This is a genomic window from Nocardiopsis synnemataformans (genome assembly GCF_965343085.1).
GTDB classification, from domain to species: Bacteria; Actinomycetota; Actinomycetes; order Streptosporangiales; family Streptosporangiaceae; genus Nocardiopsis; species Nocardiopsis alborubida.
The window spans coordinates 19,184-30,775 of the sequence record NZ_CBDRFA010000041.1 but is presented as its reverse complement, the minus strand read 5'-3'; the positions used below and the strand labels follow the sequence as shown (position 1 = coordinate 30,775).

Here is an 11,592-nt window from a genome sequence, read left to right as displayed (position 1 = left end):
CGTGTGGTGTTCGACCTTTGCTATGGTTGACGTGTCCGGCGCGGGAGCGCCGAGCACGCCCAGTCCGGGTGGCGGAATAGGTAGACGCGCTAGCTTGAGGTGCTAGTGGCCGTTAAGGCTGTGGGGGTTCAAGTCCCCCCTCGGACACAGAATTACCCCATGGCGGGGTGTGGGCCCGATCCAAGTGACTCTACGAAGTTGCTCTGGGTTGGGCCTTCGGTGTCTTCCGCCCGTACGACCGTCTGCTCCCCCGGGGCACACAGGACTACGAGATTGTCCCTGCGTAAACGTCGGAGGATATCGAGTGGGCCGCTGTCGGGGAACCATGCCGCGAGCGCGGCCATCGCCCGGTCCTCACGGACATAGAGGCTCTTCATCCGGGTGGATCCGCGCGGGCGGGAGCTGTTGTGGCCGTGGCGGCACCGGTACCCCGGCCGGTCATTGACCCAGTGCGCGTCCATCCGCCGACCGCACGTTCGGCACACCAGCAGACCGGTGCACAGGTACTCGCGGACACGCCCGTCCTTGGTCGGACGGCTCGCGCGTACCGCTTGGACCGCGACGAAGTCCTTCTCGCTGACCAGCGCCGGATGCGCGACCTCCTTCGAGACCGCCCACTCCCGCCCCTGATCCTGAACTGAAGGACTGCCCGAACCAGAGGCGCGGGCGGAGCGAGCTCCCGGATTCCGCTGCCAGACCTGGCGGCCGGTGTAGCGGGGGTTGTTCAGGATCGCGGCCACGGTCTGCACCGTCCACGCCTGCCCCGACCGGTGCGGGTTGCGCTCTCGGTCCGCGCCCGACGGGCAGTCCACACCCTGCTCGTTGAGTCGCCGGGCGATCCCGGCCATGCTCCGCCCGGCAAGCCGCTCAGCAAAGATCCACCGCACGTGCGGAGCGGTCGCCGCATCGGGGTCCAAACGCTGCAGGCGGCGCCCCCATGCGGCGTGGGCACGGTTGGGGTGCGCCCCGGCGTCCACGAGCCGGTACCCATAGGGCGGGCGCCCGCCCAGGTAGCGTCCCTGCTCACGTGTCTGGGCCCGCATCGCGATCAGTACCCGGTACCGGCTGCGCAGGACCTCGCGCTGCGACTGGGCGCCCAGCACCGTCATCAGCACGTGATGCGTTGGATCATCCAGATCAACCGGTCCCCCGGCCTCGGGTAACCACACCTTTATCCCGTGCTGCCCCAGTTCCGTCACGACGTGCTCGAACTGCTCACCCACGAACGCCCGCTCGTACTCGCCGACCACGATGGCGTTGAACGGTCGCTCGCTGCTGTTGGCGGCCGCCAGCAGCGCCGATGCCTTGGGGCGCTGATGCCACGGCACCTGCCGCGAACACCCGGCGTCGAAGAACTCCGCCACGATCGCGCCGTGGTCGGCGATCACCGCCTCGGCCGCCTCGCGTTGCCATCCGCGTGAGGACTGCTGGTCCTGGAAACGCGTCGTGGAGGTGCGGCCGTAGAAGGCGAACCGCAACCCGTGCGGGTGCTCGCTGCGGCGCCTGCGCCTGCCTTTTCGGCGGCCGTGCTCGATCCACGTGTTCAACTCACCTTGGCCGTGTCCGTCCTGAAGCACTACGGTGTGTCCCTTCCCTGCGGGTCATCAAACTCCAGACGGAGCAAACGGCCATCTATGACGCCGTATGGCGATAGGTCCCACGTGAAAAGTCGTCCGGTGGGGGGAGACGCCCGTGTGGACTGGACCTGCTTCGGCTTCACGATCAACAGCGGACGTCGACCGGCCAGTGACAACAAGGCAGGACTTCGTTGTATAGCGCTACTGGCACCTTTGCAGAGTTAATAGAGGGTAGTTACTTCGATGCGTAGCGAATGGGCTATAGAATGCAGACATGCCGCGCTCGAACACCATGGCTTCACTCGCCGACCTCGCGGAAGAGCAGTGGGGGCTGTTCACCCGCCGCCAGGCCGAGGCCACCGGGATGGCCTGGAGCACACTCGCCCGCCACGCCTCGGACGGGGCCACCGTCGAACGTGTGGCCCACGGCGTCTACCGCCTGAGAGGGGCTCCGCCCCCGGACCACCTGGATCTGCGTGCCGCATGGCTACAACTCGCCCCCAGCACCCCGGCCTGGGAACGCACACCGGCAGAAGGCGTCGTCTCCCACCGTTCGGCCGCCTCGCTCTACGGACTCGGGCACCTGCCCGCTGACATCCATGAGTTCACGCTGCCCGAACGCAGGCAATCCCGACGCCCGGACCTACGGCTGCGCCGTGGCCTTCTCTCGGACACCGACTGGACCACAGTCGATGGTCTTCCGGTGTCCCGGCCACGGCGCATCGTCTCGGACCTGCTGTCCGCCCGTGAGGACCCCGGGGCGGTCGGCCACATCACGGCCGAAGCACTACGCGCCAGCCACGACGATCCCACGGCGCTGGCCCGTGCCCTGTCCGCTCACGCGGGACGGTTCGGTCTGCGGCGCGGGGACGGGCCCGCCCTGCTCCGCTGGCTTCTCGACCTGGCCGCCGCACCGGAACGCGACCACTGGCTCAGCCGGATCTCCGACACGGAAACCGACACCTCACTGTCATGACGCTGCCCTACAAGACCCCCGCTGCCTTCCGCCGCGCTCTGACCGACCGGCTGCGTTCGCAGGCACGACCCAACGGCACATGGCCACTGCCCGAGTTGCAGCGCCAGTTCGCCTACGACCGTCTGCTCGCCCGGCTCTACCTCGTCGACAACGACTGGATCGTCAAAGGAGCGACCGCGCTTTTGGCCCGGGAACTGGCGGTGCGACGCACCGTCGACATCGACATCTACCGGGGCACCAGCCGTGAGGCAGCCGAACGTGACCTACGCGAAGCAGCCACACACGACCTTGGAGACTGGTTCCGCTTCGAGACCGGCCGATCAACACCCATCTCCGACGGCGCCAACGGCGTGCGCATACCCGTCACCTCCCGTTTGGGCTCCACCGTGTGGACGAAGTTCCACGTGGACGTCGTCGCCGAGAACATCCGCATGACCGGGGTCGCCGAAGACGTCCCTCCCCTGCCTCCCCTCGACGTCCCCGGTCTGAAACGCTCCGGTTACCGCGCCTACCCTCTGGTGGACCACATCGCCGACAAGGTGTGCGCGATCCTCGAACGACACGGCCCCGAGCGGCGGCCCTCCACACGTTTCAAGGACCTGGTCGACCTGGTCTCCGTCATCAGCCGGGCGCCCCTGCCAGCGGATGCGCAAGGAAACGCCCTGCGTTCCGAGGCCGAACGCAGAGGCCTGACGCTCCCTCTTCGGTTTTCCGTTCCCGACCGGGGCCTGTGGGAATCCGGCTACGCCGCCGAGGCAGGACGAGCTCTCATTCTGCCCGCCCTCACCCTCGACCAGGCCCTTGATCTCGTCTCCCCGTTCCTTGACCCACTCCTTGAGGGGACAGCACAAGGAAGGTGGGATCCTCACACAGCCGTATGGAAAACAGCCCGATAGGCCGTCCCCGAACAGATGCGCTGCCCGGTGAACGAGTGACGGACTCCCGCGATCACGAGTCGGGCATGCCCGCCGCGTCGAAGCGGCGCATGAGGGCGGGTTTTCCGCGATGCCGCTCGCGCAGCGTTGCGGCACGCTGGCCGAAGTCAGCACAAGCTCCAGCCCGTTGAGCGAGTTCGCGTAGGTCTGTGAGAAGGGCAACGGCCGTGTCGTACTCGGCGGGCTTCTTGACGGCGACCAGGCGGTCGACGTCACGCCACACCTTCTCAGGATCCTCGGCCAAGGCAGCCAGGTGAGCCTCGTGTTTCTCGGTGGCCGCACGCAGATGACGTTCGGCCGCCTCGGCGCGCTCCTCGGCCTCTCGTTTCTCGCGCCGCGTACGGAGGGTATGGGCGGCGTCCAGAAGGTCGGCGGCACTGCGGCGTCCACTGGAGACTGACGCGGGCGGGAGAGTGGCCTTGCGGTAGCGGGCCAGTAGTTCGGGGCCCAGCCGGGGTGCGGTGCCCTGGGCAGAGCGCAGCAACAGCGTGTCCTTCTCGGCGGTGGGCAGGGCCGCGATCCACTGTGAGAGCCCGGTATCGGTCTCGGGTGAGCGGTCCGGAACGGGGCTGTCCTCGGCCGCCGCGGCGAGCAGGTCGGCGTCGAGTTTGAGGAAGTCGGCCAGTGCTCGCTGGGGACCGGTCAGCTGGGTCAGACCGGGCGGGACCGGGGGTTCCTGCTCGACCTGGAACTCTTCTTCGTCCTCTCCCCACAGCTCCCAGGCGGCCAGTCCGACCAGCCAGGTCAGGTAGAGGGGGCGCAGATCGCCCGAGGAGAGTTCGTCGCGGATGCCGACGACCGCGGCGAGGGGAATCTCGTCGCTCTCCTCCCAGTCACCGCCCTCCTCAGGATCGTGGAACAGGTGCAGCAGGGTGTGACCGTCACGGGTCCAGACCTCCAAGGAGTCGTCACTGCGGTAGGGCTCGACGGTTCTGGACGGCAGCAGCGCGGACGGCATCCGGAGCATGACACGGCGGGTGCCCCAGTTGGCGAAGTAGAGGTGCGCGTCGTAGAAGCGCTCCATCAGGCGTCGCGGTTCGCCGCGGAAGTCACCGAAGTGGTACTCGTTCACGAAGCTCGTCGGCGTGATCCGGGCCCGGGTGGACAGCGCCCGCACCGTTTCGAGCTGCTCGCTCGTCAGCGGACGGTCCAGAGCCAGGAACTCGTAGTACTGGTACTCACTCACGGCAACGCAGCATAGTCGCAAAGCGACACTGTCGTTGGTGCGGACGATGGCGGGAGTTCCGTACGCCGTGTGGGCATCGGCCAAACGCCATGGCGGTGTGCGGCGGAAAAGGGCTCTCGCTGGCAGCCCAGCCGTTAGCGTGGGAGCAACGGCAGCAAGCAGCGGAAGACGGGGGCGGCTTTTCCCATGCGCATGTTCTTCGGGCCTGAAGAAGAGGACACGTACGAGGCCACGCGCGGACTGCTCGTCGACCGGTTCCAGCAGTGGGCCCAGGAGAAGGGACTGGACGCCGATCCGTTCATCGCCGAGAACGCGCTGGACTACCGCCACAGCGGCACACGCGACGGCAGGCTGGGACTGTGGGAACCGCGGCACGTCGAGGAACTCCTGACGCAGTGGCTGCCGCGAACCCTCACCGTGCTACCCGGCCAGGGGCCCGTCGACGCCCCGGGAACGCTGCGTGCCCTGCTGCGCTACCTGGACACGGTCCACCTCCTTGATCCCCGCGGGGCCTCCCTCGCCGACAGCCTCGACGCGGTCGACGCCGCAGCGCCCCGCCACACGGAAACGATGGCCGACCGCGGGCGCTGGGGCATGGCGAAGTTCTGGGCCACCACCGCCGCCGAGCAGGGCGTCGACGTCCTCGACCAGCAGGCGATGCAACGCTTCGTGGAACAGGCGCAGCGCGACGATGTGCCCTACGACCGCGAAGCGCTGGACACCATCGTCCAGCGGCACCTGACGCACGGCCCCGCCACCGCTCACCGGGCCGAGCCGCAACTGCCCGTCGAGCTCCCGAGCGAGGAGGCGCTACGTGAGCGGGCCGAACGCTCACCGGTGCTGGGGTGGTTGCGCGGCCTGACCGCGTGGGCGGGTCGGGAGGGCCGGGTGCTCACCAGTACCGGCAGGCTGCGGATGGCCGACGCGCGCACGCTGGTGGAGGAGCTGGGCACCGGCGACGTCACCGCCTCGGTACGGTCCTCCGCCGACCTGCCGCGCCTCAACCTCGTCCTGGAGTGGGCGAAGACGGCCCGCCTGGTGCGGGTCGTCAAGGGACGGCTGTACGCGGTGGCCAGGGCCGAGCCCCTGATGAGGGACCCGCTCGCACTGTGGAGGCGCGCTTTCGAGGCGTTCTTCAAGCTGCGCGGGCCACTGCTCGGGGCCAGCGGCTGGCATGTGGAGTCCATGCTCTTCGCTGTGTACGAGGACGTCCTGTCCGATGTCCTGGCCACCCTCTACAGCCTGCCGTACCCCATGCCCTGGCCCCGGCTGCGGGACTCCGTCCACCTCGCCTACCGGGCCCGGTTCGAGCTGGACGCGCCCGGCGGGCACAGGATGATGTGGCTGGAACACGCCGACCGCGACCTGCGCGATGTACTGGCCGCACTGGAGGACCTGGGAGCCGTCGAATGCCACCAGGGCATGGCCGACCCCGTCTTCCTCGACCTGCCCATGGACGAGGCGCTCCCCCAGCCGCCCGCGGGGATGCCGCCCGAGCTCACCCAACTCCTCGGCGCCCCTACCGCCCCAGATCCAGAGGCTGTCGAGCGGGCGCGAGAGCGAAGGGAGGAACTCACCAAGGGGCCGGTCACTCTGATTCGCCTCACCGAACTCGGAACGCAATCCGTACGCCGACGGCTGCTGGCCGAGGGCCGGGACGCCCCACTCATCGGTGAACTCGCGCAGGCTCCCGCCGTCGGCGCCCTCGGTGTCCTCTCCGATCACTATGACCCGGACTCCGCTCGCGCGGAGATCTCCGGGTGGATCGCAGCCCGCGATGACACGCGCACAGCGGTGGAGGAGCTCACCGACGCGGTACGGGCCACGCCCTTTCACACCCGCGCCGACGCCATGCTGAACGTCCTCGCTGAAGCGCTCGACGACGGTGAGGCCCTGGTGCGGGACCTGCGTACGGATGCGGCGCTGGCCCCCACCGCTCTGAGCGTCCTGGTGCGTCGGGGCCTTCTCAACCCCGACGACCTGACCGAGGCCGAGTCCCTACTCATGGTCACCGAGAGCCTGCTGCAACTCCTGGAAACGGCCGGGCCCGAAGGGATGAGTGAGGTACTGCGCGACCAGGGCCTGCAAGCCGAGGAGGCACTCTCGGCGGCTTTGGCCTCCGACCATCCGGACCGGACGGGTATCGCCGAACTCCAGGCCATCGCCGAGCACACAATGCGCAAGCCGGGTTTTCGCATCGGCCACAGCCGTGCGCAGCGGTCGCACGGCAAGAGCCGCAAGAAAGGCAGACGGCGCCGTTGACCGGCTGAACGCGGCACCTCATCCCGCTGCGGCAGGGCTCTGTCCAATCAAGCTCGAAGCCCCACCTCCGAGGTGCCCTCGTTGTCCCTTCTGCTTGATCAACCTGCCCCAGCGCTCCTTACGACCAAACCGAGCAGCGATCTCCCGACCACTGGGCAACTCACCACCATCGCCGCGGTGGTCCAAAGCCCACCGCCACGCCTCGGTCTGAACCGATGGTGCGGTCACGCCCTGAAACTCTTCCGACGGTTCGACGACCTGAAGATGCGTACGCGGCTGAACACCTGTGTACGCCGTTCCCTCACCAAGAGCATTGTTGGACCCAGGGTTCTGATCCGTTTCCTCTTCCTCTGGCACGGCAGGGCGTATCTGCTCATCCGCTGCGTCAGCACTGCGTACGCCGCGTGCGGCCGTACGGAACTCGCGCATGAGCAGCTCGTACGCACCGATCAGCGCGAAACTCGGCCAGGCGTGGATGATCCGCGACCACATCGTCGGGTCGGCTACCGCGACGTTGGCCGCCAGGGAAGCACCCGAGCCGATGATCAGCAGCGCCCAGGGCAGCAGGCCGCCCTTGCGGCCGTTGCGGGCGTCGCTGAGCAGCGTCATGGAGGCGCCGACGATCATGCCGTCGACCGAGAGCGGGAACAGGGCGGCGCGCCACTCGGGCTCACCGTGGCGCAGCGCGAGTTCGTACATGTGCGAGTAGGACACCACGGCCGCGATGACGGCCAGCATCAGCACGGCGGCGATGGTGGTCCAACGGAACCAGCGGGAGGAATCCATTCCGGCTCACCGCCCGTCCAACGCCAGGTCCGCGGACAGGGTCAGCGGCATGTACGTACCTGACGAGTCCCCCCTCGGACACAAACGAAGGCCCTGTTCACAGGGCCTTTCTTGTTGCCCGGATCGCGACGGAGGGCGTACCGGGTGGTGAGCCGCGCCGGGGCCGCGAACGGGATTTCCGTCGCGGCCCAGGGCGCGTCAGACCAGTCGACCAGGGTGGCTCAGACGGACGCCGCGCCGGTGAGGGCGCAGCCCTGGCGTGACAGGTCCAGCTCCGAACGGTCGGTCAGACAGGCCGGAACCGTGTGGACCTGCTGGCCGTAACCACGTCCCCGCTCGAAGGTCACGTTTCCGTCCGCGTCCACCTCGCAGGGGTTGTCGTCGGTGCACTCCTCGCCGTCCCTGTTGTGGGTGTTGTGGACGCCCACGACGGTGGAACCGTCGGGTGCCAACAGCACCGAGCCGGACAGGCCGGGATAGGGGAGGCACCCCTCGCCGGAGGCGTAGCGGATCGGGTCGTCCTGGTGGTAGCCGCCCTCGCGCAGGTGCGCGGGCACGGCCTCGACGGAGCAGTCCGAGCGGGTGCCGGGGGAGACCATGGTCACCGCGTCGCCGGGGCGCACGGGGGTGGTACCGAGTTCGAAGACCTTCGCCCCCCGCGATTCCAGCTGGTCATAGGTCCGGTCCAGGCGGTAGAGCGCGACGTCGGTTCCGGTCATCGTCGCGTACACCAGGCGCTCGGCCCGGGCGGTGACCCGGGGATAGCCCTGGGGATCGGCTATGGGCACCTCCAGATCGGCGGGCCGGTCCACGAGTGCGTCTCCCGGCGCCGGCCAGTCCTCCTGTACACAGTGGCCGTTGGTCAGCATCAGCGCTGGCGCGTCCGGCTCCGAGACCGGGGTGCGCACCACCGAGCCCACGCAGCCCTGGAGGTTCACCATGCCCTCCACGTCCGGGATCTCGTCGTCCGGGGGCACGTCGGTACCGGAGACGACGCCGTCGATCCACCCGGTGTGCCGGGTGGCGTCGGTGAACAGCGTGGGCGCCCCGTCCCCGCTGGGACCGCTGACCACCCCGGCCAGCGCCCATGCGCCGTCCTCGCGGACCAGCGCGGGCCCGCCCGAGTCCATGTTGGCCGCGGCCACGCTTCCGTCCCTGCTGCCGACGCACAACTCGCCCTCGGCCTCGGCGCCGGGGCACACCGAGAGCGGCTGCACCACGGTGTCGGCCTCCTGCAACCGTGTCGGGAAGCAGTCCGGGTTCCCGGTGTCGTCGCACGTCATCCCCCAGCCCATGATCCGCACCGGCGTTCCGGCCGGTGGCGAGGCCGAGGCGATGGGCACCGGTTCGGCCTCGACCGGGCGCTCCAGGTGCATCAACGCGAGGTCCCTGCCCCAGAACCCTCCCTCATCCCTGCTCGTGGCCAACCGGTAGTAGTGGTCGACCCGGGCCACCTCGCCTCCGGAGTCGGAGTCCGGCGACCCGACGCGGACGCTCCAGCCCCGCGGAACGCCCACCTGCGCGTTGGTCGGGTTCTTACCGGCGCAGTGGCTGGCGGTCAGCACCCACTGGGGCGCCAGGACGACGACCCCGCACCCGTGGCCGTCCGGGCGCGGCGGCGCGGGGTAATCCGGCTGGAACGAGCCCATGAACGCATACGACTGCGTTGACGGATCTCCTCCCAAAATGGCATGCGCGGGGACTGCGGTGACCACGGTCGCGGTCACCGCCAGGACGAGACCGGAAAGGAGAGTACGACTTCTCATGCGCCTGACCGTAGGAGGGCGGTTGTTGCGCGGATGTTTCGTCCTCGTCCTCGGAACCGCCCCCGCGTGAGCCCGGGCCGTCCCCGCGGAGGCGCGGGTCCACCACCCGGACGCGAGGCGACCGGGTGACCGGAAGGGGCGTCGCACGTGCGCGTACCGGCACCCAACGTTTTCGCAACAGGCCCCGACCTATGCTGAACGGCCACGGAGCCGGGTCGTGGGAACCCGGCACCGTCGGCGGGACGTGCCGGGACGTGACAACGGCCGGAGCAGGAGGGGACACCATGCGTGTGCTGATCGTCGAGGACGAGGTCTTCATGGCCGAGGCGCTCCAGGCGGGGCTGCGCCAGGAGGCCATCGCCGCCGACATCGCCCTCGACGGCGACCAGGCGCTGGAGCGCGCCTCGGTCAACGACTACGACGCGATCGTCCTCGACCGGGACATCCCCGGGACCCACGGTGACGACGTGTGTGCCGCGGTCGTCCGCGACCACCCCGGAACCAGGGTCCTGATGCTCACCGCCGCGACCCGGCTACGGGACAAGGTGGGCGGGTTCACCCTGGGCGCCGACGACTACCTCACCAAGCCCTTCGCCCTGGAGGAGCTGGTCGTGCGCCTGCGCGCACTCGCCAGGAGGCCCGCGGCGTCCGTTCCTCCGGTACTGGAATGGGGCGGCCTGCGCCTGGACCCGTACCGCAGGGAGGCCGACCGGGACGGACGCCGTCTGGGGCTGACCCGCAAGCAGTTCGCCGTCCTGGAGGTGCTCATCAGGGCGGAAGGGGGCGTGGTCAGCTCCGAGACGCTGCTGGAGAAGGTCTGGGACGAGAACGCCGATCCGTTCACCAGCGCGCCCCGGGTGACGATGTCGCAGTTGCGCAGGGCCCTGGGCCGCCCGGACCCCATCGTCACCGTCCCCGGAGCCGGGTACCGTCTCGCGGTCCCCGGGGACGACCGGTGAACGCGCACGTCCCCGGCCCGCCCGGGAGGAGGGGCAGCGCGCGCCTGCGCCTGGCCCTGAGCTACGCCGGGTTCCTCGTGGCGGCTGGTCTGGCGGTGATGGCCGGGGTCTATGTGGTCCTGCGCTACGTCCCCGACTACCCGCTCACCGCGGCCAACCCGCGCGACTCCGGCGGCCTGGTCGTCCCCACGCGCGGGCAGATCCTCGACGCCGTCATCATGGTCTCCGGTGCCGTGCTGGTGGTGTTGGCCGTGATCGGGCTCGTCGGCGGGTGGTTCCTCGCGGGATGGGTGCTCCGTCCTCTGCGCCAGCTCAACGAGGCCGTGCGCATCGCCGCCTTGGGGCGGCTGGAACACCGTGTCCGGCTTTCCGGGCGCAACGACGAGTTCCGCGAGCTCGCCGACGCCTTCGACCACATGCTCGACCGCCTGGAGAACGCGTTCGAGGCACAGGAGCGCTTCGCCGCCAACGCCTCCCACGAGCTGCGGACCCCGCTGGCCGTGACGGCGACCCTGCTGGACGTGGCCCGCCGTGACCCGGAGGGGCAGGACCACCCGCGCCTGATCGAACGGCTCAGCATCACCAACGCCCGGGCGATCGGGCTCACGGAGGCCCTCCTCCGGCTGGCCGACGCCAATGCCGTGACCGCCGTCTCCACACCGGTCGACCTGGCCGACATCGCCCGCGGTGTCGTGGCCGAGAGCGCGGCGGAGGCCGAGCGTCTCGGGGTGCGGCTGGACCTCGCGTCGGCGCCGACGCCGACGCTCGGCGATCCGGCGCTGCTCACCCAGCTCACGCAGAACCTGGTGCAGAACGCGTTGCGCCACAACGTGGGCAGGGGCGGGACGGCTTCGGTCAGCACCGACCGCGCCCCCGGCGACGGCGTCGTCCTGCGGGTCGAGAACACGGGGCAGCACCACACACCCCAGACGGTGGCCCGACTGCACGAACCCTTCCTGCGCGGACAGGGCAGGTCCGGGGCCAAGCCGGGCCACGGGCTGGGCCTGGCCCTGGTCTCGCGGGTGGTCGAGGTCCACGGCGGCGTACTGGACCTGCGACCGCGCGCGGGCGGGGGACTGACCGTCACGGTCACGCTCCCCCGCCTGCGCGGCCACCCCACGTCGTCACCGTAGAGGGGCGCTCGT

9 protein-coding genes and 1 tRNA gene are annotated in these 11,592 nt (G+C 69.6%); 6 read left to right on the top strand and 4 right to left on the bottom strand.

The features are described 5' to 3' along the window. The first annotated feature begins 62 nt into the window (after positions 1-62). Positions 63-147, top strand: a tRNA-Leu gene (locus ACSIH6_RS22815). A 5-nt stretch (positions 148-152) separates the two neighbouring features. On the opposite strand, the gene ACSIH6_RS22810 is transcribed toward ACSIH6_RS22815, so the two are convergent. Continuing rightward, positions 153-1,547 carry a recombinase family protein gene (locus ACSIH6_RS22810; RefSeq protein ID WP_435110353.1) on the bottom strand — a complete coding sequence of 465 codons (1,395 nt, stop codon included), beginning with the start codon at positions 1,545-1,547 and terminating at the stop codon, positions 153-155. 304 nt (positions 1,548-1,851) lie between these two features. On the opposite strand from ACSIH6_RS22810, the gene ACSIH6_RS22805 reads away from it, so the two are divergent. Together ACSIH6_RS22805 and ACSIH6_RS22800 are read left to right on the top strand one after the other, a co-directional pair. Next, complete coding sequence (locus tag ACSIH6_RS22805) at positions 1,852-2,553, top strand: type IV toxin-antitoxin system AbiEi family antitoxin domain-containing protein (protein ID WP_435110352.1); 702 nt, start codon at positions 1,852-1,854, stop codon at positions 2,551-2,553. Next, the gene (locus ACSIH6_RS22800) at positions 2,550-3,449 is read left to right on the top strand and encodes a nucleotidyl transferase AbiEii/AbiGii toxin family protein (RefSeq protein WP_435110350.1); all 900 of its coding nucleotides are present in this window, start codon (positions 2,550-2,552) and stop codon (positions 3,447-3,449) included. Before ACSIH6_RS22805 ends, ACSIH6_RS22800 begins: the two co-directional genes overlap by 4 nt. 52 nt (positions 3,450-3,501) lie before the next feature. On the opposite strand, the gene ACSIH6_RS22795 is transcribed toward ACSIH6_RS22800, so the two are convergent. Beyond that, on the bottom strand, positions 3,502-4,674 hold the full coding sequence (locus tag ACSIH6_RS22795) for a hypothetical protein (RefSeq protein ID WP_435110349.1): 1,173 nt from the start codon (positions 4,672-4,674) through the stop codon (positions 3,502-3,504). A gap of 186 nt (positions 4,675-4,860) precedes the next feature. Between ACSIH6_RS22795 and ACSIH6_RS22790 the strand changes: the two genes are divergently transcribed. Further along, the gene (locus tag ACSIH6_RS22790) at positions 4,861-6,936 is read left to right on the top strand and encodes a hypothetical protein (RefSeq protein ID WP_435110348.1); all 2,076 of its coding nucleotides are present in this window, start codon (positions 4,861-4,863) and stop codon (positions 6,934-6,936) included. A gap of 18 nt (positions 6,937-6,954) precedes the next feature. Here ACSIH6_RS22790 and ACSIH6_RS22785 read toward each other — a convergent pair whose 3' ends face one another. Both ACSIH6_RS22785 and ACSIH6_RS22780 read right to left on the bottom strand, forming a co-directional pair. Beyond that, positions 6,955-7,722, bottom strand: a complete 768-nt coding sequence (locus ACSIH6_RS22785) for a DUF2637 domain-containing protein (protein ID WP_435110347.1) — start codon at positions 7,720-7,722, stop codon at positions 6,955-6,957. A 221-nt stretch (positions 7,723-7,943) separates the two neighbouring features. Then, on the bottom strand, positions 7,944-9,488 hold the full coding sequence (locus ACSIH6_RS22780) for a trypsin-like serine protease (protein ID WP_435110346.1): 1,545 nt from the start codon (positions 9,486-9,488) through the stop codon (positions 7,944-7,946). A 284-nt stretch (positions 9,489-9,772) separates the two neighbouring features. On the opposite strand from ACSIH6_RS22780, the gene ACSIH6_RS22775 reads away from it, so the two are divergent. After that, complete coding sequence (locus ACSIH6_RS22775; protein ID WP_435110345.1) at positions 9,773-10,447, top strand: response regulator transcription factor; 675 nt, start codon at positions 9,773-9,775, stop codon at positions 10,445-10,447. Continuing rightward, positions 10,444-11,580, top strand: coding sequence for a sensor histidine kinase (locus tag ACSIH6_RS22770; protein WP_435110344.1), 1,137 nt, complete (start codon positions 10,444-10,446; stop codon positions 11,578-11,580). Before ACSIH6_RS22775 ends, ACSIH6_RS22770 begins: the two co-directional genes overlap by 4 nt. The last annotated feature ends 12 nt before the right edge of the window (positions 11,581-11,592 follow it).